Raw genomic sequence first — 23,486 nt, forward strand, 5'->3', positions numbered from 1 at the left:
CGGGTGTCGTGGACGCCGAGGTCGGGGTGGGCGGTGTGGGTGACCGCGTCGTAGACGTGGATGCGCCCGCCCTCGGAGGCGTCGGCGATGGCGATCTCGTCGCGTCCGTCGTTGTTGAAGTCGCCGACCGCGATCTGGTTGTGGCCGTCGTCCTCGAACCGGGTGTCATTCACCCCCAGATCGGGATGCGGCAGCCCCGTCGAGCCGCCGAACAGGTCCGGGCGGTGGTCATGGTCCGCGTCGGCCATGTAGTCGACCTCGACCAGGACGGTCTTGCGGCAGGGGCTCGCGCCCAGCGCGGCCAGGTCCATGGACAGGCTGCCGTCAGGGCGCTTGATCCCCTCCAGCTCGACCTGGTCGGGGATGCCGTCGTCGTCGACGTCGCCGGGGGCGAGCACGGATAACGCGCCCGGTGGACCCGCTGCCGTGGCGACCGGTTGACCCAGGCCGACCAGGATGAGGCCGGCCATGACGGCGGTGAGAGTGCGTGCACGCATGCGTGAACTCCAGACATCGGCGGTGGATTCGTCGGAGCCATCTTTGGCCGCACTCTCGGGTCGAATGCCACTTATTACGCAGAACTATGCAATGGCCGTAGATACCTTCTCCCGGGGGCCCGACCTGACCGATCAGGGGGGCATCATGATGTCGTCGTTACGCGCCAAGGATCTGCGTGCCGTACTGGAATTCACCGTCGCGGCGCTGCGCGTGCGCACGTTCGCGCACGTGCGGCCGTTGCTGGCCGAGGTGGCGGGGCTGGTGGGCAGTGCCACCGCGACGCTCACCCAGCTCAACCTCCGCACGCAGCACGAGGTCGCCGTGTTCTGGCCCGCGCACCGGCCGGACCTGTCCGTGTTGCCGGCCTACGCCGCTCTGGGACACACACACCCGCTGCGGGAGCCCTTGTCACGGCTCGCCGCCGCTCCCCGGCATGGGCTTCCGCTGCGGCTCTCGGATGTGGTGGGGGCCAGGCAGTGGCAGGCGACGCCGCTGTATCGGGAGGCCATGTACGGCACCAGCGACCAGCTCTGCCTGCCGCTCTCCTTCCATGGACCGGTGACGCAGGCCATCACGCTGTCACGCACCCGCGGGACGTTCACCGACCGGCAGCGTGACCTGCTCGCGGCCAGCGCTGCCCACGTGGGGACGGCCATGCGGCGCGTTCCGCTGCACGGGCAGTTCGCACTGCAGCTGGCTCCGCAGGCCGCGCGGGTGCCGTTCGCCGTCGCGGGAGAGCGGGGGGCTCGGCCGGGACTGGAGTTGTCGCGGCGGGAAGGAGAGGTGCTGCGGCTGGTCGCCGAGGGGCTGACCGATGCGCAGATCGCCCGGCGGCTCGGGGTACGGCCCGCGACGGTGTCCAAGCATCTGCATCGGGTGTATTCGCGGCTCGGGCTGCGCAACCGGGCGGAGGCCGCTCGCCTGTGGGCGGACCACGGCGGGGAACGGGTGGGGTAGGCGCCTCTGGGAGGTTTCAGGAGGGTTGCGCGCACCTTTCAGGAGGTTGCGCGCACCTTTCAGGAGGTTGCGCGCGCCTCTCAGGAGGTTGCGCGCGCCTTCAGACGTTGCGCAGGACCGAGACCACCACGCCCAGCACCACTGCCTCATCTCCGTCGATGACAGAGTAGGCGGGATTGCGTGGTTCGAGCTCGACGTGCCCGTCGCGGCGGCGCAACACCTTGACGGTCGCCTCGCCGTCGATCATCGCGGCGACGATCTGACCGGAGTACGCCTCGGGCTGCTGGCGCACCACCACGATGTCGCCATCACAGATGGCCGCCTCGATCATCGAATCGCCCCGCACCCGCAGAGCGAACACGGTGCCTCGCCCGGTCAGGTCGCGCGGCAGCGTCAGCAGATCGTCGACGTGCTCATCGGCCAGGATGGGGGTGCCCGCGGCGATATCGCCCACCACGGGCACCGACACCAGGTCGACAGGCGGTCTCGGAGCCGGCGGCTGCAGGAAGAGACGGACATCGATCGGGCGGGTCAGCGTCGAGGCCCGGCGCAGGAACCCCTTGTCCTCCAGGCTCCTCAGATGCTTCGACACCGCCGACGCCGAGCGCAGCCCGACCGCCCGCCCCAGCTCGCGCGTGCTCGGCGGGTAGCCGTGGTTGATCACCCAGTCCTGGATGGCGGCCAGGATCTGCTGCTGACGCACCGGAAGGGCCGAGGCGTCCAGGCCTTCGAACGGGTCGGGATCGACGTTGGGGATCACCCGCGACATGCTAGACCTGCGACGGCCTGGGAGTGGACGAGAAGGCCGTGCCGATTCGCCACCCCCGCCCGGGGTAGCTGTCAAAGGATGAAGCGCAAAGACGACCAACCTCGAAGGGCCGGTGCCTGGGTGGCGCGGTCGCAGGGTGCGTTCAACATCCTCGGCGGGGCCTGGCCGCTGCTGCACATGCGCAGCTTCGAGGCGGTGTTCGGCCCCAAGACGGATCGCTGGCTGGTACGCACGGTGGCCGGCCTGCTGGTCGGCGTCGGCTGGTCCCAGGTCCGCGCCGCGCGTACTCCCGAGGGCGTACGGCATGCCCGGCGGATCGGGCTGGCCACCGCCTCGACGCTGCTCGCCATCGACCTGGTCTATGTGCCGCTGGGCCGCGTGCGACCCACCTACCTGCTCGACGCGGCCGCGGAAGCCGCCTGGATCCGGGCGTGGCGATCGTCCTCCTGACCGGATGGAGCTCCACTCGCAACACCCTCTGCTCGAGCCCCGGGTCAGGCCAGGGCGCGTACCACCGCGGTGAACAGCCAGGGCAGGCGCGCCGCGGCCGGAACGACCAGCCGCGCGGTGCTCTGCCTCCTGGCGGCTTCGAGCAGGGCGCCGGTCAGCAGCCGGTGCGTGCGTGACAGCCGCCTCCAAGCGTGCTCGTAGTCACCCGCCCGATCTTCGACCAGACAGCCCACCAGCGCTTGGGCGCAGCGCACCGCCAGGCACAAACCCTCGCCGGTAAGGGCGTCGGTGTAGCCGGCGGCATCCCCCACCAGCAGGACACGCCCGGCCACCCGCGCGCGAACCCGCTGACGAAGGGGCCCGGCCCCGCGCACGGCGGTCGCGGGCTCGCCGGTCAGCTTCGGAAGCAGGGTGGGAAAGGCCGCCAGATGGTCGTCGTAGCTCATGCGTCGCGTGCTGAGTATCGCGACCCCGACCAGATCGTCGCTCACCGGCGTCACATACGCCTCGCCGGCCGCAGACCAGTGGACCTCGACGTGATCGGACCAGGGGGCGACATGGAAGTGCCGGCGCAAGCCGTACCTGCTGGGTCTGCGGTCGGGAAGGCCGAGCCGCAACCTGGCGCGAATCGGTGAGTGCAGGCCGTCGGCGGCCACCAGCCAACGCGCCCGCAGCCCCGCCGCCTCGACGCCATGCTCGTCCTGGCGCAGGTCGTCCAGCTTGGCGGCGATGACGGGCACCCCGAGGTCGGCGGCCCGCTCGGCCAGGGCGGCGTGCAGGGCGGTACGCCGCACGCCCAGGCCCCGGGTGTGAGCGAAGTCGGCGCGGACCCGTGCCGTGGGACCGATGTAGTCGATCCCGGCCAGGGGATGTCCCTGGAGGGTCACGCCCATCGCCCGCAAGGCCGCGACCCCACCCGGCATCAAGCCCTCACCGCAGGCCTTGTCGACCGGCGCGGCGCGCGGTTCGACGACGACGGCACGAAGGCCGGCCAGCGCGGCGTGGATCGCGGTGGCCAGCCCGGCCGGCCCGCCTCCCGCCACGAGAAGGTCGATCAACGGCTCGGCCGTTCGTCGAGCAGCTTGAGCGCCTCGTTCTCGCAGCGGATGCGCACCACCATCAGGACGGCGTTGAGCACGGTGAAGACCAGCGCGGTGATCCACGCGGTGTGGACGAGCGGCAACGCGGCCCCCTCGACCGCCACCGCCACGTAGTTGGGATGGCGCATCCAGCTGTAGCGGTAAGGGCCGCTGCGTACGGCGGGCAGCCCGGGCACGAGGATCACCTGCGTGTTCCACTGCGGCCCGAGCGCGGTGATACACCACCAGCGCAGCGCCTGGGAGGCGAGCACGAGCACCACCATGGGCCAGCCGAGCCCCGGGATGAACGGCCGGTCGGCCACGTACGTCTCGACCAGACAGCCCACGAGCAGCCCTGTGTGCAGCGCCACCATCCACGGATAGTGGCGCTGCCCGCGCACGATACCGCCGCGTTCCATGCTCCAGCGGGTGTTGCGCTTGGCGACGACGAGTTCGGCCAGCCGTTCGATCCCGACCGCCAGGACGAGCAACGAGTACCAGATCATGGACGGCTACCAGCGCAGCAGGACGAGCTCGGCGCAGAACCCCGGACCCATCGCCATGAGCATGCCGTACGTTCCCGGTGGCGGGGCATGATCGTCCAAGGTGTCGCTCAGCACGTGCAGGACCGAGGCCGACGACAGGTTGCCCTTGTCGGCCAGCGAGCGCCAGGTCACTCCCAGCGCTTCAGACGGCAGTTCGAGGGCGTCGGCCACCGCCTCCAGCACTTTGGGACCGCCGGGATGGCACACCCAGGCGGAGACGTCGCTCGTGCTCAGGCCGTGCGCGCTCAGCAGCGCGCGCACGTCGCCGGCGAGGTAGGTGCGCACGACGTCGGGCACGCTCCCGTCCAGCACCACGCCGAAGCCGCCGTCGCGCACCTCCCAGCCCATGACGTGCTCGGTTTCGGGGTAGAGGTGCGCGAGGGTGGCAACCACACTCGGCCCGCCACGGCCGCGTTCAGGTCCTACGCGTCCTGACCCTCCCTGTCCTGACCCTCCCTGTTCGGGCCCTGCGCGCCCTGGCTCCCCTCCGCGCTCCGAGCCCCTATGCTCCGAGCCCCTATGCTCCGAGCCCCTATGCTCCGAGCCCCTATGCTCCGAGCCCCTATGCTCCGAGCCCCTATGCTCCGAGCCTCCCCGCTCCGACTCCCCGTGTGCTGCCCCACAGACCACCACCGCCGCGGCACCATCGCCGAACAGCGCGCTGGCCACCAGACTCGCTGTAGAGCCGTCCCCAGGCTGCAGGGTGAGAGAGCACAACTCAACCGACAACAACACCGCCACATGATCAGGATGTCCGAGCAGATAGTCGTGCAAGCGCGCGAGCCCCGCCGCCCCGGCGACACAGCCCAGCCCGAAGATCGGAATCCTTTTGACATCCGATCGCATGCCGAGGCGCGTGGCGACACGGGCATCGATCGATGGCACCGCGATACCCGTGACCGACGTGTACATGATCAGATCCACGTCACCCGGTTCCAGCCCTGCCTTGTGCAGCGCCCCGGAGACGGCCTGCATGCCCAGCTCCACCGCAGCCGAGACGAACGCCTCGTTGGCCGCGCCGAAGCCGTCGAGCTTGGCGTAGTCCTCCAACGGCAACGCCAGGTGGCGGTAGTCGACCCGCGCGCTGCCGTGCAGCCGTCTCAGGAGTGTGCGGTCGGCGCCATCGGGCAGGAAGGTTCGTGCGGCCAGCTCAGTCAGTTGGGCTTGCGGATAGCGGTTTTCGGGCACCACCCCATGAACGGCTGCGATTCGGGTCATCTGAGTGATTTGCCCGCGCGCCTGACGACTATGCCCGGCGAACGGCGGTGATCTCGGCGAAGACGTCCAGAACGACGATGATCTCGGCGGCGGCACTCAAAGGACTGCTGGGCAGCTGCCACCCAGGCCCCACCGCCGCCGTCACGCTGCTGGTCGCCGCCGTCATCGTGGCCAGCGGGCGCGACGCCGCGGGATCCGTCGTCGCCACCGCCGCCGTGCTTGCCGGCCAGCTCTCCATAGGCTGGTGCAACGACGCCGTCGACGCCGGACGCGACGCCGCAGCAGGCCGTACGGACAAGCCGATCGCGGCGGGCCTGGTAAGCGCCAGGGCCGTACGCGCCGCAGCGTTCACCGCCCTCGCGCTGTGCGTGCCGCTGTCGCTGGCTTCCGGCCTACAGGCCGGCCTGATCCACCTGATCGGCGTCGGCGCCGCCTGGGCCTACGACCTGAAGCTCAAAGCCACAGCGCTGTCCTGGCTGCCCTACGCGATCGGCTTCGGCACGCTCCCGGCTTTCGTCACGCTCGGCCTGCCAGGAGCACCATGGCCCGCCTGGTGGGCGGTCTCGGCAGCCGCACTCCTAGGCCTCGGCGCCCACCTCGCCAACGTCCTCCCGGACCTCGAAGCCGACCTCGCCGCCGGCATCCGCGGCTGGCCCCAACGCCTGGGCCGCACCGGAATCGCCATCCTGCTACCCCTCCCACTCGTAGCAGCCACCGCCCTGCTCGCCTTCGGCCCGTACGGCAAGGCGTCCGCATGGGCCTGGGGCGCACTCGTCCTGGCGTGCTGCGTCACCGCCGCAGGCCTGACGATGATGCGCCGCGCCCCCCGAGCCCTGTTCGCCGCAGCGGTCGCGGTCGCCGGCATCGACGTGGCCCTCCTGATCGCCAACGGCGCCCACCTCACCGGTTGACCAGCCCGCCCACGCGCAGCCCACCGCCTAATCAGCGCACACACGCGCAGCTCACCGCCCAATCAGCGCACCCACGCGCAGCTCACTGTCCGGGCAGCCACCGTCGGGCGGCTCACCGGTTGACCAGCGCACCCACCCGCGCCTCACCGTCTGAGCCACGCACCCATTCCGGCTCACTAACTGAGCAGCCCACCGACGCCCAGCTCACGATCTGACCAGGGCACCCACGTCAGACCCACTGGCTGAGCAGCCCCCACTCGCAGCCCACCACCGAGCAGCCCACCACCGAGCAGCCCACTCACGCGCAGCTCACCGGCTGATCAGATCATCAGCGCACACCCACACTCCTCGCCGCCCAGCGCCCCACCACGGCCCCCGCCAATGACGCCGGAACCGTGCCCGCACCCAGCCCCACCTCCACCAGCAGATCGAAGACCTCCGGCCGGCGAGCAGCCGTGGCAATGGCCGCGTCAATAAAGCCAGGCGACTGCGCGGCGCGAGCCAACACATCCGTGGTCCGAAGATGCCGCCCAAGCGCCGCCCGCAAATCCCGCCGATAGGCGGCCAACGGATCATCCGGCGCGAGCACCGCCGCCTCCCCAGCCAGCCGTCCAGACAACAACGCGTAATAGATCCCCTCACCCGTCAAGGGATTGATGAGACTGGCCGCATCCCCGGCCAACAGCACCCGGCTAACACCCGGCTTCGGCCGACCAGGCGACAACGGCAGATGATGAGCGCGCAACTCCCGCGCCGGCAGCTCAGGCAGCAACTCCCTAAGCCGCCCATGCAGCACCTCGCGCCCCGGCCGCCCGGTGGCATGCAGCTTCGGCAGCAGCATGCCAAACCCCACGTTCGCAGTCCCATCACCAATCGGAAACGCCCACGCATAGGCGGGCCACCCCGCCCTCTGCATCGCGATCAGCTGAGCATCCTCCGCCTTCGGCAGATCGGCATACCCCCGAACCGCAATCGCCGTATGCCGCTCCGGCGTCGCCCGCGCCCCAAGCAGCCGCCGAACAACAGAATTCGCCCCATCAGCGCCCACAACCACAGCGGCCGTCAGCGCATCATCAACCCTGACCCGTCCCCCCTCGGCCACCAGCGATCGCACCCGATGACGCCGCACCTCAACCCCACGGGCACGAGCCGCCTCGACAAGCCGCGCATCAAACACCATCCGCGGCACAACATGATTAGGCCGAGCAACCGTCGCCGAGACCCGAACACCCCCCGGCGAAACCACCGACAACCGCTGAGTCGGACGATAATCGGCAAGCAGATCAGGCAACCCGAGCAGAGCCAACTCGTCCCGCCCATGAGCGGCGATCCCGTCCCCGCACGCTTTGTCGCGCGGAAAGTCCTCACGATCGAGAAGCAGAACCGAAGCGTCCGGCCGCAACTGCTTGGCCCGCAAAGCCGCAGCCGACCCCGCCGGACCGCCCCCAACCACCAGCACATCCCAAACGGCTGCCACATCGGCTCTCTTCCACGCTCAGAGCGGACGAAACAGATGTAGACGTGAGAGACGCATGCGCTTGACGCTGGTTTGTACGGAGCCCGTAGGTGTCGCCGTCCCGTCCGGATCGCCTGTGACTGGTGGAGCGACTTTGAGTGCTCCTGGATTGGCCCGAGCCGGCGACTGAGTGCAAGCTTCCCGGTGGAGCGAGGGCTATTGCGTTGACGACACCGGCCGCTGGCGCCCTGATTTCGAGGCACTCTGGCGTCCTACGCTGCATGCGCCTGGATACAACGAAGGACCTGCGGCCGAGAACCGCAGGTAATCGACGAACCCAGGTGCCCCCGGCAGGTTTCGGACCTGCGGCACCCGCTTTAGGAGAGCGGGGGCAGTAAGGCTTCATCACGCGATGTGAGCTGCGCGGACGTCTCGTACAGCCCGCACCACTGACAAGGCCATCCCGCGAATGTCCCACACCCGCCGAGTTCGATCCCCACATCCCCCGATCCCGTACGAGCGGTCCCCGAGTCGAGCTGCGCTGGCCGGTTGCGGATTGGCCAGGAGGTAGCGACCGGATAGAGAGGCTAGGGTGATTAATCTGCTGATCTTTCGTTTCGACCTCCCTCTTTCCGAGCGCGGCGGACCGATTCGGGCTGTGCGAGCTGAGTGAGCCAGTATGCCGGGTCGCGTTCACCGAGTGTCGCATGGTCCGACCTCTCGCCGGTCGCGGGACTCGGCCGTGGCGCCGATGACCGAGGAAGCGGCAGGCGCATAACCAATTGGACCGCGCGAACCACACCCGGCGGCAGGCTTTCATACGTAGGGGTATTCAGCAGAAGTGGATAGCCGTCGGGGCCAACTCTCTTGTCCCAGGTTCGGCTGACCACCTGGCAATGATCCAACATCTCGAAGAGAGCAATCTTGCAGAATTGGCTGTCGGCCAGAGGACGGAGCCAGAGCAGACGATTTCCGGGAACCAGACGCTCTCTCCCATTGATGACGCCGTTCGGCACCCTGCGTTTCCGATCGAGGTAGGGAACAGGATCGGCCATGCCTTCCGGCTCGTCGTCGCTGAACCCCGCCACTGCCTCCACGTCTCGGGGGCCCATGAGCTCAAGCGAGTCGCCGTCACTGTGTGCCTGCCAAAAGTCGACCGGTTCGATTCGCGGCGCCATAAGGTATGGCAGCGCCAGGACGACGAAGAGGTCACCGGCCGACGCGGTCAGCGCGATCCGGTCTCCGCTCCTGACGTGATGTGGCTCGTCAGCGTCCCACGCGTCGATGCTGGCGACGTTCAAAAGGGCATCCCTGACCGCATCGATTGCCAGGTCGGGGGATACCCGGAAGAACTCTCGCTTCGGTGAGACTCGGAAGGACTTCAGAAACTTGTGGGTGCGCTTTTCGACCTCGTGCGGGTGGGATGTCAGGGCGCGGAACTCGACATCGAACGGGAGCGGGACACCGGTAGCGTAGAGCTGCCTTGCACGGTCTTCCGCAAGCTTAGTAGTCATCCCTACCTTGACGATCCCTGGTATCGACTCGTTGCTCAGGACATAGACGAAACCCACCGTGCGCGTAGACAAACCGACTCCTGGGGCGAGTTTACGGATGGTCTTTCAGCATGCCAGGAAGAACCGACAACCAGAGGCAAGCGTATGACAGATCGATTCGAGTTCTGTGGCCTTGATCTTGGGAGTTACGCCTGACGCTGGTTCAGACGCAGTGTACGGGTGGGGCCGTGTTAGGGCGCGGACGCTTAACGGCTGACTTCTGTGCGCGAGCCTCACCAAGATCTGGCTCCGGTCGTACCCACGTCAAGGTCATCGCAGAGCCTCCCGCGATCGCAGGAGCTGCATCTCGTGGGTAGATGGCATGGCGCCGGCCATTGCTGAACTAAGGAAGGGAGGTGAGTGCTCTCCCGACAGCCCGGCTACAAAAACACGTGTCCCGGGGTGTCATTCTCTGGCCAACCACAACACCGCCCGTTTGGGTCATCCTTAAAGTGTAGTTTCTAGCAGACAAAACGAACAATTATACCGATTCGGTAACTAGCCTCGAATCTGCGCGGGGTTCACGTCACTGTTTGAAGCTCACAAGTAGGCGAAGGAGTAAACATGAGACCGATGCGGCTTCTTGTAGTCGCTCGCGACAATAACGAGCAAGGCGGTGTCCTCACAAAACTTGCTGGCGACCTCTTTCACTGCCTCGGGTATTGCGACTTTATTTATGATGTCCCGCGCTCCGGGAGAGAAATTGATGTCATCGGCCGGCATCGTCATGAGGACCTAGGACTTGTCGCGGAGTGCAAAGCTAAGAAGACGCCTGCCGGAGGAGATGATCTCAACAAGTTCTACGGAGCATTGGACGCCGAACGGCGAGCCACGAACCTCAATAGCGTAGGCTACTTCGTCTCAATTGCAGGATTTAAAGGGTCTGCCATTGCTCAAGAAAGCGACCTGCGTGAGAAGCGAATCATCCTCATTGATGGGCCGAAATTGATTGGTGAGCTAATTAGCGGAGGAGTGGTAGTTCCGCCCGAAAGAGCGTTTGAATCTGTCACAAGAATGCTAGCAGCTGGCGACATCGACGGCCGCATCGATGATCGCCTGACCCTTATTGCGCATTCAGGTGGATGGGTCTGGCAAGTCTATATTGAGACGGATCACCGGCGCAGCCATATGTGCTTCTTGCACGCAGACGGTCGCCCGCTACCAGTGAGCGATTGCAGCTCTATCTGCGAGATCGCCAGTATTCGTCAACTACCTGATTTCGATTTGCCCGTCGTGAATGAACGTGTTCCTTTCCGCAGCCCCGATGAGGGATATGAGGCGAGAGCAAAATATCGCGAGTATCTGCTTCGCGAGTACAGCAGTATTACTCTAGAAGGTATGCCTGCGGACCATGAAGTAGGAGCCAAAAGCTTCAAGCTCGAAGATCTCTATGTAGATCTCACTTTGATCGATTCGCAGCATGAAACTGCAAAGGACAAAGATGAAACGAGCGTCGACCTAGAAGGCGTCGAAGAGTCCGGAGAAAAGCCAATAAAGGTAATCCTGGAAAACAACGCTCGGCTAGCCATTCTGGGATCGCCAGGCGCTGGTAAGACTACGCTTCTTAAGCGTATTGCAGTTCACTATGCTAAGATCAAGGAATATCGGGACGACGACTGGGATCTACCAGAAGCGGACTGGTTCCCCGTCGTGATTAAATGTCGACAGTTGGGTGATTCTGCACGCCTTTCGATTATCGAAATAATTGGCTCGCTCGCGACTAAAGCAGAAATGCCGGAACTGTCGCAAGCATTCGCGGAGGCCGTGCGAGCCATCGTGCGCAATGGACAGCTTCTACTACTTGTAGACGGCTTGGATGAGATCCGCGAAGCTTCGATGCGACAGATTTTTGTTAGTCAGCTACGAACTTTTCTCGCCACTTATCCAAACATTCGCCTTGTCCTTACGTCCCGAGAAACAGGTTATCGAGTTGTCGCTTCCTCGGTTCACTCTATATGTAAAATATATCGCGTTGCGCATCTTTCTCCGGAAGCCATAACTAAGCTGACGATTATGTGGCATCGCCAAGTCTTGCGGGATCTTCCTCGGGTGGAGAAGGAAGCGCGCGAACTAGCCACGGCGATTATCTCTACTGACAGGGTCTATCGGCTGGCTGTCAATCCACTATTGCTTACAACGCTGCTTCTTGTTCGCCGATGGGTGGGGCAGCTTCCTAGGAAGCGAAGCGTCCTCTACGATAAGGCCATTGATGTCCTTCTCATGACCTGGAACGTAGAAGGTCATGAGCCCATTGAGCGTGAGGAGGCAATCCCTCAACTCGCGTATGCCGCTTATCGAATGATGGATGGCGGGACAACTAGCGTCTCATCCCGCCAGCTTGCTACATATTTCAAAGAAGCGCGGCGAGATCTCCCGGATGAGCTATCATATGCGTCCCTCTCGGTCGGTGAATTTCTCGCACGAGTTGAAGAACGCAGCAGTCTCCTGGTCCTTAGCGGCCATGGAATCGAAGACGGGGTCATTCGCGAGATATACGAATTCAAGCATCTCACGTTTCAAGAATATCTCGCAGCTACCGCAATTGCCTACGGTTATCTCCCGGTCGATGTGGCGGGATTGCCAATCGTGGACATCATAGGTGAGCGCTTCGGGGAGGACAGCTGGCGTGAGGTTGTATCGTTGGCGGCGGTGCTAGCGCGCCGTAATGGACCAGTGATTGTTAACCATCTCATCAAACTAATCCGGGAAAGCGATACACACCTTCATGGCAACGATGATGAGGATGGCGAGTATCCAACTCGATCTACTCTGGTTGATGCTCTGATTTCTTGCCTAGAAGACGAAGTTCCCCTGGCGCCGGAGCTGGTTAGACGTGCGATCGACTGCTGCATTACTCACGGCGGCCACTACAATCAGGAACGGCTCCCTGGAGCGCTGATCAATAGCAAGTACGAGGACCTTCTGCGCGTCGCCTGCCTAGAAGAAATGGAGCGAGGCGCTTCCTACATGGCATCGGCTGGGAGCATCCTTGGGCGGCTCTGTTTCCTTCGTCTGGATGAGAGCGAAGATGCGACACTCATATCGCCGAGCTGGGTACTGGATAGGCTCAGAGTGGATTCTGCCGAGCGGGAGAAGCTGGAGGCCGGAGCTCTCATGATGTCAGTTGCATATCACTGGGACACCCGCGTTCCGCGTAGGCATCCCTCGATGGCATCTGGCAGTAGCTTCCCGCAACCTCAGGCGGCCCTCGCGATTATTGACTCCCTAATGCGCGATCGGCTGAGCCCTTCAGTCACATTTATGTATGTGTGGTCCCTGTGCTGGGTCTCTCGGAGAATGGAGTTTGATGCAGACCTAATTAAGGCGCTTCGTGAGCGATTGATTCAAATCTGGATAGAGTGTGAATCGGATCATGTCAAGCGCCAAATATCCTGGCTTCTTATGGTGCTACCGATAGCGCATCGCGGGGTTATCGAGCTCGAATGCGATGAACTTCATGAACTGATCGAACGGGAGTGCGCTGCAGACGGGTATGGCGCAGAGTTTCGTAAAGTTGGGGTCACCCTGGTTGCTCACTATACTGGAGCCCGTAGCCCTCGCGAGGTTGCTAACCTAGCTATTGCAGCTCTTTCAGACGGTCCAGCATGGTCGGGCATGGCATGGGAAGAACTGGCTAAGATTTTGGGCGACGAGGGTGTCGCGCTGAAGATGAAGCTGGACGAACGGGACAAGGCTCGCACGGTTGGCCAGGAAGATTCCCAATTGTTCGACCCTAACTGAGGCTCTCGGAGCCGAAGGGTCATATTCGTGTTGTCGGACCGGTCGCTCCGCGCCTTGGGATTAGCTCGGTTAGCAGACTGGGCCATGGCCTGATGAATATCTGTCGCCCTTTCATACGCCATGGCTGGTTGTGTGACTAGGCGACCATGCAAAGGAACGCCGGCAGCTTCAGTTGCTTCGCGTGCTGGCAAGGGGCTGGTGGCAAAGCGCCCAGGGGGTTGCTGGCCGCGACCGGCCGAAGAGCCGCAGCGCGGTCAGCAGGCGCACCGCGCGCCGTAGGCGCTCGGGGTGCCTTGAATCCGTAGAGAAAGTTCTCATTCAGCGATCACTGCGTCATGATCATTTCCCGCGGATGATCCGGATAGCCTGACGGGGTGTCAGCTGGCTCCGTACGATCTTCGAGTGGCTGACCTGCGACGACACGATTCCGACGACTCGTCTGCGATAGGGCGGAACTCGTCTTTGCCGCCCTCGGCGTTGTGGCGTTCGGGTCCTGGCTCGCCGTTTTGGGCGCAGCCTCCCGCCTATGAACCAGAGCCACCCCGCCGTGACCCGCTGGCCTTTTGGCTCATGGTCGCCGTGGCTGCCGTCGTGGTGGGCGGTGGGCTGCTTGGGTGGCGGCCCTGGCTGGCCGACTCGTCGGCGAGTGATGCGCCTCCCTCGGCGCGACCGTCCGGCACGGCACCCGCTGGGTCACATCGTGTACTGCTGTCGCCAGCGCCCGAGCCGCGATCAACATTCCAGTCACCGATGCCGCCCAGGCCCTCGACAGACCCGACGGGATCTGCCCGAAAGTCTGGCAAGCGTCGCGCTGAGGCGAACGAAGCGCGCCAGCCTCGGAGGAGGGTCACAGCCGCGCCCTGGCTCGGCGCAAAGCCCCGCAAGAAGGCGCCATCCACATCAGATGGAAAGGCATTCACCCTGATGGACGCCAAGTGCGACGAGTTGTTTCCGCCCGACCAGCCGAAGATGGCCCTGCGTAATCAGGCGTGCCGCGCAATGGGCGGCACACGCTGACCCACTGTGGTCAGTTGGTGGGATCGTCCTGCGGGCTGACGAAGCTGCCCAGGTTTGGCACCGTATAGATCAGGCCCTCGTCCCGAAGCCGCTGCATGGCCTTGCGGAGAGTCCCGCGCGCGACTTCGAATTCCTGCATGAGCTGGACCTCTGACAGCAGATGCTTGGACGGGTAGGTGCCATCAGCGATGCGCGAACGGAGCATGTCGGCGATCTGCTCCCACTTGAACCGGTCCGGCTCGTAGTCGATCACAGTCCAACCATAGGAAGGCATGATCAGCCAGCCTCATTCGGACCATGGCATGCCATGTCATGGACAGGTATGTACAGGCCCTCTACCCTGGGTGTATGTCAGCTGATCTCGACTCCCTTAGGTCCGCGTTCCCGGACTGGTCGATCTTCCGGAGTGACACGGGTGCCTTCTACGGCACCAGACGCGGTACCCCATTGACCATGGCAGAAATCGACGCGGGCCTGTGCCAGACGGTCGGAGCCGACAACATCGACGCGTTCGTGAAACAGCTCGAAGCTCAGCACCGGGGCAGCGCCGCGTGAAGGGCTGGGAGTATCACGGTCTGCACATAGCAGCGCCCGCCAAAGACCATGACCGCGTCGAGTGGTTTCCAAGCGTGCCGCGCGTGGACCGAGTGCGGGTGCGTGACCACACCTGTTGCGTGTGCGATGAGGTGGTGTTCGAGCTGTGCACGGCGGGCGGTCTGTGGTTTGTGCGCAGGCTCACGGTCTCAGCCCCGGTGTCGGTGGTGGAGAGTGAGTGGCAGTCCGCCCGCGAGGCGGTGGAACTGTGGCGGCGCCTCCTTCGTGGTCAGGCCAGGTAGCTGCTGACCGGGCGGTCGGTGAGAAGGCTGGCGACCGCAGAGGCCAGTTCGGCGGGCTCGGCCTGGTCGCTGTCCAGCCGCAGATCAAAGGCATGCTCGCCGCCGTGGGCTTCGAGGTCGGCAAGGGTTTCGTCCCAGGCGATGAGTCGCGCAGTGGTGTCGGGGTCGTCGCGTTCTCGGGAGCGCCGCAAGCATTCGGCTCGTGGGATCCACAGCAGCACGGTCAGCCAGTCACCGCTCTCGGCGAGCCGTCGAAGATCGGGGATGTTGCCCATGTGCGCAATGGGGACCTGGCCAAGCGCCTCATGCGCGGCTAGCTGGTCGACGGAGATGGCGTAGGCGTTGCCGTACCGCTCGGACTCGACCAGTAGCCGGCCCTGCGCGCGGAGCTGGGCCAGTTCCTCCCAGCCGACGAACACGTACTCGGATGCCCCGCGCCGGTTCCCGGCCTTGAGCTTGCGCAGCAGAACGAAGCGCGGGTCCAGGGAGGTCAGGGCGCGGGTGAGGGTGCTCTTGCCGCTGGCGGGCGGGCCGTACAGGATGATGCCGCGGTTCATGCCAGGATCCGTTTCAACGTCTCGCGGGTCTGGTCGGCAAGGCTGATGGCGGCCCCGAGCCGGTTGTCGACGGTGATGTGCGCGGTGTCAGGACTGGTCGTGGTGTTGAGCCCGGCGGTATAGGTCTCCCAGTTGGCGAGCTTCCAAGCATCGCGCGCGGCTCCCCGAAACTCGATGTACTCGCGCATGGATTCCACGTCGCACCGCACCCAGATGACAGCGACGTCGATGCCACGGGCGGCGCACCGATTCGTCAGGCGGCACACCCAGTCGGGATCGATCAGCTCGGCGATGAACGGGGCCGCCAGGATCGCGGAGCTGCCGACGTGGAGATTGTCGAATGCGGTGTCCATCAGGCACCGGTACTCCAACGGGCGAACCTCTGTCAGGTAGAGCGAGCTGTGCCGGTCGTGCGGGTCGCCGCCGAGGGAGACCAGCAGTCGCTCGGCCATCGGGCGGGTCAGAGAGTCCTTGTCCAGGAAGGCCCAGCCGGTGATGTCGGACAGGAAGCGGGAGAACTCGGTCTTGCCCGATCCGGCATAGCCGCCCACCAGGACCAGGATCGGTTTCGGGCTGCCGGAGCCGTGGCGGCGCTTCCAGGCGTCCACTACGCGGGTGAGCAGTGGGTTTTCGGACGGGGAGCCCGAGACCTTCATCAGGGTCTCTTCGATGACCTGGGCGGCTGCGCGGTCGGTGGCGGGATCGGTGGGCTTCGGCAAATCCGAGATGGAATTTTCCACTTCGACTATTTCGCCGGGAAGCGGCAAGCGGAAACCCAGAGCCGGTTCGCTCGCCTTGTACATCAGGCAATAGGCGCGCCGATAATGTGGTCCGGGATATACCGCTCCGTGCTCGTGTGCCCATAGTGTCTGAAAATTGGCGGCGGGTGCGGTCAGGCCGTGCCGGTGGGCGACCTGGCGCAAGGTGTCTCCGGCGGCTTCGAGGCTGAGTCCGTGGGCCTCGCGGTGTTCGCGCAGGACAACGGGTCGCCAGCCGGGACGGGGGATTGTCCTCATTGGCATATGTTTCGCAGGGTGCTCGTGTGGCGGATGTGAAAATGGATGTGTAAGCGCCGTGCAGTCAGCAGTGAAGCAGCTTAGCTAAAGATCCGTGATACACATTCGCGCTTCGGAGCGATGAACTATCGGCATCTCAACCAACGGATTTAAGGGATGCCGAAATGACGCCGAACGAGCGGATCCTCAAAGAACTCCGGGCAATCCGGACAGAAATGGAAGAGCTGGCCTGTCGGGTCAACGAGCTTTCTTCGGCTCTTGGAACACGGCCTGCTCCAGGTCCGCCAGCCGTTCCCCGAGATCCTGGAGGGTCGCCCGGATCTGGGCCAGTTGCTCCATGACCTCGCCACCGGCCGCAGGGGCCGGCTCGGGTAGGTCGTTGCGGACGAAGACGCCCTTGCCCTGCTGGCCGACGATCAGACCTTCGGTGCGGAGCACGCTGATGGCGGCCTTCACTACCGAGGCCGATACCTCGTATCGCTGGCCGAGCTGTGCGGTCGACGGCAGCGAGGAGCCGGGCGCGAGCTTGCCCGTCCTGATCTGCGTGCGCAGGTCGTCGGCTATCTGGAGGTAGCCGGGCCTGCCGGTTTTCTCGACCACGGCTCCAGTTCACCATGACTGGACCGACATGCCAACCAAGTCTGCGATGAATCCCTTGACAACTTAGAACGCTTAGCATTCTATGTATGCAAGGCTGCTACGAACAAAGGAACACCAACCATGCGCACCGTCCCGATTCCTGTGGACACCGCCAAGCTCACGATCACCTGCGTCAAGGCCCCTCGCCCGAGGGTCCTCAACCGCGACACCGGCGAGATCAAGACCGACAAGCACGGCAACACCGTCTTCGAGATCACCGCCAGCGTGGAAGACGAGTTCGGTCGCATCGAGCTCATGAAGATCGCCACCACCGGCGAACCGTCCATCAAGGCCGGAGACCAGCTCAACCCGGTCGGCCTGCTCGGCTACGTCTGGGAGATCTCCGGACGCTGGGGCATCAGCTACCGCGCCTCCGCGCTCCTGCCCGCAGCGGAGGCCGCCAATGCGTGAAGTCCTCGTCATGGCGCTGTCGGCGCTGCTGGTCCTCGCGTGCTGGCGCCGCTGGCACTTCCGCTCCTTCTGGTACGTGGTCGCCTACCCGCTCATGGCGATCAGCGTCCTGGCCTCCTGGCGCAAGATCGCCCTCGGCTGCGGACTCACCAAGAAGCGGCAGCGCTTCTGGTTCACGACGGTGCCCGGCCTGGTCGAATCGACCGGCGTCGTCCGGGTCAAGCGCAAGTTCCAGCGGGTGAGCGTGGACACCAGACCCTGGATGTGGCTCCCGATGCCGACTCGGTACGGCTGGCGCGTCACCCTCCGCACCCTGGAAGGCCAGATCCCGGGTGACTACGCCGACGCGGCCGAACGGCTCGCCCACTCCTGGGGCGTGCACGCCGTACGCGTCTCCTCCCACAAGCCGGGCCGTGTACGGCTCGCGGTCACCGTTCGCGACCCCCTGGTCAAGGTCGATCACCTGCCGCCCTCCACCGACCTGCTCAAGGTCACCGTGGGACGGCTGGAGACCGGACAGCCCTGGGAGATCGACTTCAAGACGGTGCCGCACTGGATGAATGCGGGAGCCACCCAGTCCGGCAAATCCAACCTCGCCAACGCCCTCATCGTCGGCCTCGCGCCACAGCCGGTGGCGCTGGTCGGCTTCGACCTCAAGGGCGGCGTGGAGTTCACCCCATACAAGCCACGCCTCTCGGCCCTGGCCACCACCCGCGCCGAATGCACACTGCTCCTGGACGACCTCCAGACGCTGATGGCCGAACGCATGGGCATCTGCCGCATGGCCGGCGCCCGCAACATCTGGCAACTCCCGCCCGGCATCCGCCCCGTTCCCATCGTGGTCCTCGTCGACGAGCTGGCCGAGCTGTATCTGATGGCCGACAAGAGCGAGAAGGACGAAGTCGCTCGCGCTTCGACCGGCCTGCTGCGGGTCGCCCAACTCGGCAGAGCCTTCGGGATCTACCTGTTCTGCTGCGGCCAGCGCATCGGATCCGACCTCGGACCCGGCGTCACCGCCTTGCGCGCCCAGTGCTCGGGCCGCATCTGCCACCGGGTCAACGATCCCGAGACCGCGAATATGACCCTCGGCGACCTCGACCCCGCTGCACTCGACGCGGCCCGCGCCATCGCCCCGGCCACACCTGGCGTCGCGATCGTCGCCGGATCCGACGGCCAGTGGTACCGGGCTCGCTCCTACTACGTCAGCGAACAGACCGCCGAGCAAGCAGCCACCACCCACGCCGACAACACCCCGGACTGGGCGGAACTGCTCGCCGCCCAGCCTCGTGAGATCCCCGCCTGAAGGGAGGAACGATGCGCCGCCTGACCCGCTGGCTGCTGGACACCGGCCCGATCGTGGTCCTGGCCCTCATCGCCGGAGCGGGCTCCTTCACCCACATCCGCGACACCGCCGCCGACCACGGCCAGACCGGCTGGATGTCCTGGGCCATCGCGGTCTGCATCGACCTCACCTGCGTCATGGCCGCTCGCGAACGCCAGCGCGACAAGAAGACCGGCCGCTCTCCAAGAGGCTGGATCTCCTGGCCGGTGCTCGTCCTGGCCGGGGGAGTGCTGCTCAGCCTCGCGGCCAACCTGGCGCAAGCCGTACCGACCGCCTGGGGCTGGATCACCGCCGCCACACCGGCTGCGGCCTTCCTGGTCGCGATCTCCATGCTCGAACGCCGCTCGTCCGCAACCCGTCCCGAAGACGTCTCGATCCCGTCCTCACCCGTCCCGGACCGTCCTGCCCTCGTCCCCGAAGTGGAAGAGGGTCCCGCGCCGGACCCGGCTCTCGTCGACTACGCCCGCCGCGTCGCCGACGAACACACCACCCAGTACGGCAAGCCCATCACCCGCGACGCCCTGCGCGCCCGCCTCGGAGTCTCTAACCAACTCGCCTCCGACCTACTGCGCACCGTCCGCTGAAAGGAACCCATATGAAAATCCGCCTTGACGGCACCCACGCCGAGATCACCTACGGCATGTTCCGGATCCGCGAGATCTTCACCGTCACCTCGGTCTCGCGCGCCTACCCCGACCGGTCCCGGCCCCGCCACTACCGCGTCTTCGTCAACATCATCCCGCGCCAGGTGAACCAGTGAACGGCCCTCAAGCCTGCTGCACCTGCAACGGCACCGGGCTCGACCTCGACCGCGAAACCTGCCGCGACTGCCACGGCACCGGGCTCGACATCCACCCCGCGTAATCGCAGCGCCCCCCGCCTGGCCACACATCCGCCAAGATCCGCGCCAGGCCGGGGGCCATCCCACACCAGCCGAACTGGAACAGGACGGAACCCATCTTGCCCCACCATCACGCGCTAACCGCGCTGATAGCACGTCTGAACGGCCCCACCTTCGACCGCTTCGCCGCCCAAGTCCACACCAACGGCGGCTGCCGCCAACCCATCCACCTGCGCGGCAAGGTCGAGCACTACGACCCCGCCACCGGCGAACTGCTCCACCGCTACACCACCAACCACGAACCGGACGGCGTGCTCCGGGTCGCGTGCAAGACCCGCCGCGCCTCGCGCTGCCCGTCCTGCGCCGAGACCTACCGCGCCGACACCTACCAGCTCGTTCGCGCCGGACTCGTCGGAGGCAAAGGCGTCCCCGCCACGGTGACCGCCCACCCGGCTCTCTTCGTCACGCTCACCGCTCCATCCTTCGGCAAGGTCCACACCCGCCGGTCAAAAGGGCACTGCCACCCTCACCGCAACGCCCCAACCTGCCCACACGGACGAGTGCTCGCGTGCAAGGAACGGCACCACCGCGACGATCCCCGCCTGGGAGAGCCGCTGTGCTTCGACTGCTACGACTACACCGGCTCAGTCCTGTTCAACGCCGTCTCCCCGGAGCTCTGGCGCCGCTTCACAGAAGCACTCCGTCGCCGGATAGCTCGCGCTGCCGGACTCACCCAGAAGGAGCTCCGCGACGTGCTGACGGTCTCCTTCGCCAAGGTCGCCGAGTATCAGCGGCGCGGCATCGTCCACTTCCACGCCGTCATCCGCCTCGACGGGAACGACGGTCCCAGCTCACCCCCACCGCCGTGGGCGACGCCGGATCTGCTGGCGGCAGCCGTACGGCACGCGGCACAGGCAGTCACCGTCCCGGTCGCCGGCCACGTACTTCGCTGGGGCACGCAGCTCGACACGCGGCGCATCACCTTCGACGGCGAGGTGTCCGAACAGGCCGTCGCTGGCTACATCGCCAAGTACGCCACCAAGTCCGCCGAATGCGTCGGCACGCTCGATCGAAAGATCCACAGTCTCGACGAACTCGCTCTCTACGAGATGCGTGAACACCCGCGACGCCTCATCGCCGAGTGCCTGCGCCTTGGAGCTCGTGAAGACCTGGCCGAGCTGCGACTGACTTCATGGGCTCACGTGCTCGGCTTTCGCGGACACTTCTCCACCAAGTCACGCCGCTACTCGACCACCCTCGGCGCGCTTCGGGCCGCCCGCGAGGAGCATCAGCGCACCGAGCAGATCACGACAGGGCGTCTGCCGCTCCTGCCCGAAGACACCGTGCTCGTCGTGGCGCGTTGGGAGTACGCGGGCAAGGGCCTGTCGCTCTCGGACCAACTCGTCGCGGCCGCGATCACAGGGGGTCGCCTGTGAGCCGTAACGACGAACTTCTGACCGTGCCGCAGGTCCTCAGTGAGCTGGGCGGGGTTTCGCGCCGGACCTTCTACCGGTGGCGCGAGCTGGGCAACGCTCCGGTGTGCATCCAGCTCCCGAACCACGAGTTGCGCGTGTGGCGCAGCGACCTGGTGAACTGGCTCAACTCGCGCCGGGGGGCCGCATGAACACGACCTACGACGTGAAGTTCTGGGAGATCCAGCACCGGGTGGGGCAGAAGACATCCAGCTACATCGTCCGCTGGACCGTGGGGCGGTTCGGCAAGAGCAAGAGCTTCCGCACCAAAGGGCTCGCCACCGCCTTCCTCTCGGACCTGCGACAGGCGGCCAAACAGGGCGAAGCCTTCGACCTGGCCACCGGTCTGCCGGTGTCCCTGCTCGCAGCGAACTCCTCCGAGCCTTCGTTCCTGGAATTCGCGCAGTCGTTCATCCTGAGGCGCTGGCGGACCTTGGCGGCCAGGACGCGGGAGACAGACGCCTACGCGATGTTGTCGCTGATTCCCGCGCTGGTGACCGATCTGCCGGGACGTCCCGACGACGAAGCTCTCCGGGCTGTGCTTCGGGAGCACGCGTTGCTGCCCGAGAAGCGGCGGTCTGCGCTGTCACCGGAACTCGATGCCGCGATGCGGTGGCTTCAGAAGGCTTCGCTGCCGATCTCCAAGCTGGGGGATGCTGCGACGATCCGCATGGCGCTGGATGCGATCTCGGTGACCTTCGCGGGTAAGTCCGCGGGAGCAAACACGGTACGCCGCAAGCGCGCCGTCCTGCATCACCTGCTGGAACTGGCCGTCGAACAGAAGGTGTTCAGCTCCAACCCGCTCGATGGGGTCAAGTGGTCCGCGCCCAAGGCCGCCACCACGGTCGACCCGCGCACTGTGGTCAACCCGGATCAGGCTCGCCAACTCCTCGACGCGGTTGCGAAGGTCGGCAGGAAGAGGGGTGCTCGTCTCAAGGCGTTGTTCGCCTGCGTCTACTACGCGGCGCTGCGTCCGGAGGAGGTTGCGGCCCTACGGGAGACGAATCTGACCCTGCCTGAATCCGGCTGGGGACTTATCGTGCTGGAGGGGGCACGTCCCCAGGCTACGAAGCGCTGGAGCGACAGCGGCGAGACACATGAGGATCGCGCGCTCAAGCATCGGGCTAAGAAGGACACGCGAGAGATCCCGATCCCGCCCGCGCTGGTCGCCATCTTGCGGGAGCACATCGAGAAGTTCGGCACGGCGAAGGATGGCCGGCTCTTCCGCACTGCGAAGGAAGGCACATACTCCAGCTCTGCCTACTCCTATGTCTGGCAGGAGGCGCGAAAGCTGGCCCTGACGCCATCGCAGGTCGCATCGGCCTTGGCCGCGCGGCCCTACGACATGAGGCACGCGGCTGTCTCGCTGTGGCTCAACGCGGGTGTTCCGGCGCCGGAGGTCGCCAAGCGGGCTGGGCACAGCGTCGACGTGCTCCTACGGGTCTACGCCAAGTGCATGGACGGCCAGCATGATCACATCAACAACAAGATCAACAGGGCTCTTGGTTGATCATTAAGCACCGCCCCAGCCTTGTGCTGGGGCCGGTGTTGTGCTGACAGTCCACAGGCGATCGCCAATTAGTGGATGAAGTCGCTCCAGAACGGGATCGGAGCTGCTGTCGACCTATGACGCGCGTCGTTGAGTTCATAGAAGTCGTTCATGATGTACTCGGCCAGGTTGCTGCCGTAGCTGATGATGTCGGTCCCCCAGATGGACAGAACCTGCCCGCCGTAGGTCCCACGTCCTGCGGGCAAGAAGCGATGGGCATAGATCGGAACAAGTCTCGGAACCTGGGCCAGCGCACTTTCGGCGATCTCTATCGCCGCTGAGGTGCTGCCGGGCCGGGTTCCCCACTGACGCAGCCAGCCGCCATCTTCGATGCCATCCAGCATTCCTCTGGTGGGCCAATCAAGGTGGCGGCGGAGCTCGTCTTCATCGGCATCGCGCCAGTCCGGCCACGGCCGCTCCCACATAGCGCCTTCATCGGGCTTATGGGAGTTGATAGGTAGTCCGGCGGCCAGGAACGCGCGATGGTCATCGGCGAACCCGAAACCGAATGTCGTCTCGACCTCAGTGAACTCCGCCTTGGTCAGACCTGGCCTGATCTCGACCGCGCCGGACAGCGCCAGACGACGCGCCGCTTCTTGACCAAGGCGAACCGCGTCCTCCTGCAGCAC

At 65.3% G+C, this 23,486-nt stretch carries 23 protein-coding genes and 1 pseudogene; 11 read left to right on the forward strand and 13 right to left on the reverse strand.

What is annotated here, in order from left to right:
• On the reverse strand, positions 1-497 hold a 497-nt coding region (locus tag HNR30_RS33925; protein ID WP_181614199.1), incomplete at its 3' end, for an FG-GAP repeat protein.
• 91 nt (positions 498-588) lie between these two features.
• On the opposite strand from HNR30_RS33925, the gene HNR30_RS47000 reads away from it, so the two are divergent.
• The gene (locus tag HNR30_RS47000) at positions 589-1,455 is read left to right on the forward strand and encodes a helix-turn-helix transcriptional regulator (protein ID WP_220134300.1); all 867 of its coding nucleotides are present in this window, start codon (positions 589-591) and stop codon (positions 1,453-1,455) included.
• 100 nt (positions 1,456-1,555) lie between these two features.
• Here HNR30_RS47000 and lexA read toward each other — a convergent pair whose 3' ends face one another.
• Complete coding sequence (gene lexA / locus HNR30_RS33935) at positions 1,556-2,224, reverse strand: transcriptional repressor LexA (RefSeq protein ID WP_181614200.1); 669 nt, start codon at positions 2,222-2,224, stop codon at positions 1,556-1,558.
• Positions 2,225-2,302: 78 nt separating this feature from the next.
• On the opposite strand from lexA, the gene HNR30_RS33940 reads away from it, so the two are divergent.
• Positions 2,303-2,674, forward strand: a complete 372-nt coding sequence (locus HNR30_RS33940) for a hypothetical protein (RefSeq protein ID WP_181614201.1) — start codon at positions 2,303-2,305, stop codon at positions 2,672-2,674.
• Between the two features lie 44 nt (positions 2,675-2,718).
• Here HNR30_RS33940 and HNR30_RS33945 read toward each other — a convergent pair whose 3' ends face one another.
• The 4 genes and pseudogenes from HNR30_RS33945 to HNR30_RS50405 form a co-directional block, all read right to left on the reverse strand.
• Positions 2,719-3,732 (reverse strand): NAD(P)/FAD-dependent oxidoreductase, encoded by a 1,014-nt coding sequence (locus HNR30_RS33945; RefSeq protein ID WP_181614202.1) that lies wholly within the window; start codon positions 3,730-3,732, stop codon positions 2,719-2,721.
• The gene (locus HNR30_RS33950; protein ID WP_181614203.1) at positions 3,729-4,259 is read right to left on the reverse strand and encodes an isoprenylcysteine carboxyl methyltransferase family protein; all 531 of its coding nucleotides are present in this window, start codon (positions 4,257-4,259) and stop codon (positions 3,729-3,731) included. The genes HNR30_RS33945 and HNR30_RS33950 overlap by 4 nt, the downstream gene beginning before the upstream one ends.
• A gap of 6 nt (positions 4,260-4,265) precedes the next feature.
• Positions 4,266-4,691 (reverse strand): 3-oxoacyl-[acyl-carrier-protein] synthase III C-terminal domain-containing protein, encoded by a 426-nt coding sequence (locus tag HNR30_RS50400; RefSeq protein WP_312894883.1) that lies wholly within the window; start codon positions 4,689-4,691, stop codon positions 4,266-4,268.
• A gap of 282 nt (positions 4,692-4,973) precedes the next feature.
• Positions 4,974-5,516 (reverse strand): annotated as a pseudogene (locus HNR30_RS50405) (type III polyketide synthase); the annotation flags it as partial.
• Positions 5,517-5,563: 47 nt separating this feature from the next.
• On the opposite strand from HNR30_RS50405, the gene HNR30_RS33965 reads away from it, so the two are divergent.
• Positions 5,564-6,427, forward strand: coding sequence for a UbiA family prenyltransferase (locus HNR30_RS33965; RefSeq protein ID WP_312894823.1), 864 nt, complete (start codon positions 5,564-5,566; stop codon positions 6,425-6,427).
• Between the two features lie 328 nt (positions 6,428-6,755).
• On the opposite strand, the gene HNR30_RS33970 is transcribed toward HNR30_RS33965, so the two are convergent.
• Positions 6,756-7,904: an NAD(P)/FAD-dependent oxidoreductase gene (locus HNR30_RS33970; RefSeq protein ID WP_312894824.1), complete on the reverse strand. Its 1,149-nt coding sequence runs from the start codon at positions 7,902-7,904 to the stop codon at positions 6,756-6,758.
• A gap of 575 nt (positions 7,905-8,479) precedes the next feature.
• Positions 8,480-9,469, reverse strand: coding sequence for a GIY-YIG nuclease family protein (locus HNR30_RS33975; protein ID WP_181614204.1), 990 nt, complete (start codon positions 9,467-9,469; stop codon positions 8,480-8,482).
• Positions 9,470-10,000: 531 nt separating this feature from the next.
• On the opposite strand from HNR30_RS33975, the gene HNR30_RS33980 reads away from it, so the two are divergent.
• Entirely contained in the window at positions 10,001-13,177 is a 3,177-nt protein-coding gene (locus HNR30_RS33980) for an NACHT domain-containing protein (protein WP_181614205.1), read from the forward strand.
• A 1,027-nt stretch (positions 13,178-14,204) separates the two neighbouring features.
• Here HNR30_RS33980 and HNR30_RS33985 read toward each other — a convergent pair.
• From HNR30_RS33985 to HNR30_RS34005, 4 genes are all read right to left on the reverse strand, one after another.
• Complete coding sequence (locus HNR30_RS33985; protein ID WP_181614206.1) at positions 14,205-14,447, reverse strand: GntR family transcriptional regulator; 243 nt, start codon at positions 14,445-14,447, stop codon at positions 14,205-14,207.
• A gap of 570 nt (positions 14,448-15,017) precedes the next feature.
• Complete coding sequence (locus HNR30_RS33995) at positions 15,018-15,587, reverse strand: nucleoside/nucleotide kinase family protein (protein ID WP_181614208.1); 570 nt, start codon at positions 15,585-15,587, stop codon at positions 15,018-15,020.
• Complete coding sequence (locus tag HNR30_RS34000) at positions 15,584-16,603, reverse strand: P-loop nucleotide/nucleoside kinase family protein (protein ID WP_181614209.1); 1,020 nt, start codon at positions 16,601-16,603, stop codon at positions 15,584-15,586. The genes HNR30_RS33995 and HNR30_RS34000 overlap by 4 nt, the downstream gene beginning before the upstream one ends.
• A 237-nt stretch (positions 16,604-16,840) precedes the next feature.
• Complete coding sequence (locus tag HNR30_RS34005; RefSeq protein ID WP_181614210.1) at positions 16,841-17,203, reverse strand: winged helix-turn-helix domain-containing protein; 363 nt, start codon at positions 17,201-17,203, stop codon at positions 16,841-16,843.
• Positions 17,204-17,323: 120 nt separating this feature from the next.
• Between HNR30_RS34005 and HNR30_RS34010 the strand changes: the two genes are divergently transcribed.
• From HNR30_RS34010 to HNR30_RS34040, 7 genes are all read left to right on the forward strand, one after another.
• The gene (locus HNR30_RS34010) at positions 17,324-17,653 is read left to right on the forward strand and encodes an SCO3933 family regulatory protein (RefSeq protein ID WP_181614211.1); all 330 of its coding nucleotides are present in this window, start codon (positions 17,324-17,326) and stop codon (positions 17,651-17,653) included.
• Positions 17,646-18,956 (forward strand): FtsK/SpoIIIE domain-containing protein, encoded by a 1,311-nt coding sequence (locus HNR30_RS34015; RefSeq protein ID WP_181614212.1) that lies wholly within the window; start codon positions 17,646-17,648, stop codon positions 18,954-18,956. The genes HNR30_RS34010 and HNR30_RS34015 overlap by 8 nt, the downstream gene beginning before the upstream one ends.
• 11 nt (positions 18,957-18,967) lie before the next feature.
• Positions 18,968-19,579, forward strand: coding sequence for a DUF2637 domain-containing protein (locus HNR30_RS34020; RefSeq protein WP_181614213.1), 612 nt, complete (start codon positions 18,968-18,970; stop codon positions 19,577-19,579).
• Between the two features lie 11 nt (positions 19,580-19,590).
• Positions 19,591-19,755, forward strand: coding sequence for a hypothetical protein (locus tag HNR30_RS34025; protein ID WP_181614214.1), 165 nt, complete (start codon positions 19,591-19,593; stop codon positions 19,753-19,755).
• 200 nt (positions 19,756-19,955) lie between these two features.
• The gene (locus tag HNR30_RS34030) at positions 19,956-21,272 is read left to right on the forward strand and encodes a replication initiator (protein ID WP_181614215.1); all 1,317 of its coding nucleotides are present in this window, start codon (positions 19,956-19,958) and stop codon (positions 21,270-21,272) included.
• Positions 21,269-21,460 carry a helix-turn-helix transcriptional regulator gene (locus HNR30_RS34035; protein WP_181614216.1) on the forward strand — a complete coding sequence of 64 codons (192 nt, stop codon included), beginning with the start codon at positions 21,269-21,271 and terminating at the stop codon, positions 21,458-21,460. The genes HNR30_RS34030 and HNR30_RS34035 overlap by 4 nt, the downstream gene beginning before the upstream one ends.
• The gene (locus HNR30_RS34040) at positions 21,457-22,818 is read left to right on the forward strand and encodes a tyrosine-type recombinase/integrase (protein WP_181614217.1); all 1,362 of its coding nucleotides are present in this window, start codon (positions 21,457-21,459) and stop codon (positions 22,816-22,818) included. Before HNR30_RS34035 ends, HNR30_RS34040 begins: the two co-directional genes overlap by 4 nt.
• A 68-nt stretch (positions 22,819-22,886) precedes the next feature.
• Here HNR30_RS34040 and HNR30_RS34045 read toward each other — a convergent pair whose 3' ends face one another.
• On the reverse strand, positions 22,887-23,486 hold the full coding sequence (locus tag HNR30_RS34045) for a hypothetical protein (protein ID WP_220134302.1): 600 nt from the start codon (positions 23,484-23,486) through the stop codon (positions 22,887-22,889).

This window comes from Nonomuraea soli (assembly GCF_013761175.1).
Classification (GTDB): Bacteria; Actinomycetota; Actinomycetes; order Streptosporangiales; family Streptosporangiaceae; genus Nonomuraea; species Nonomuraea soli.

Coding starts and splice junctions, on each gene's coding strand:
- HNR30_RS47000 (WP_220134300.1), top strand. CDS start 589: ATGGCCGTAGATACCTTCTCCCGGGGGCCCGACCTGACCGATCAGGGG.
- lexA (WP_181614200.1), bottom strand. CDS start 2,224: ATGTCGCGGGTGATCCCCAACGTCGATCCCGACCCGTTCGAAGGCCTG.
- HNR30_RS33940 (WP_181614201.1), top strand. CDS start 2,303: ATGAAGCGCAAAGACGACCAACCTCGAAGGGCCGGTGCCTGGGTGGCG.
- HNR30_RS33950 (WP_181614203.1), bottom strand. CDS start 4,259: ATGATCTGGTACTCGTTGCTCGTCCTGGCGGTCGGGATCGAACGGCTG.
- HNR30_RS33980 (WP_181614205.1), top strand. CDS start 10,001: ATGAGACCGATGCGGCTTCTTGTAGTCGCTCGCGACAATAACGAGCAA.
- HNR30_RS33995 (WP_181614208.1), bottom strand. CDS start 15,587: ATGAACCGCGGCATCATCCTGTACGGCCCGCCCGCCAGCGGCAAGAGC.
- HNR30_RS34000 (WP_181614209.1), bottom strand. CDS start 16,603: ATGAGGACAATCCCCCGTCCCGGCTGGCGACCCGTTGTCCTGCGCGAA.
- HNR30_RS34010 (WP_181614211.1), top strand. CDS start 17,324: ATGCGCACCGTCCCGATTCCTGTGGACACCGCCAAGCTCACGATCACC.
- HNR30_RS34015 (WP_181614212.1), top strand. CDS start 17,646: ATGCGTGAAGTCCTCGTCATGGCGCTGTCGGCGCTGCTGGTCCTCGCG.
- HNR30_RS34020 (WP_181614213.1), top strand. CDS start 18,968: ATGCGCCGCCTGACCCGCTGGCTGCTGGACACCGGCCCGATCGTGGTC.
- HNR30_RS34025 (WP_181614214.1), top strand. CDS start 19,591: ATGAAAATCCGCCTTGACGGCACCCACGCCGAGATCACCTACGGCATG.
- HNR30_RS34040 (WP_181614217.1), top strand. CDS start 21,457: ATGAACACGACCTACGACGTGAAGTTCTGGGAGATCCAGCACCGGGTG.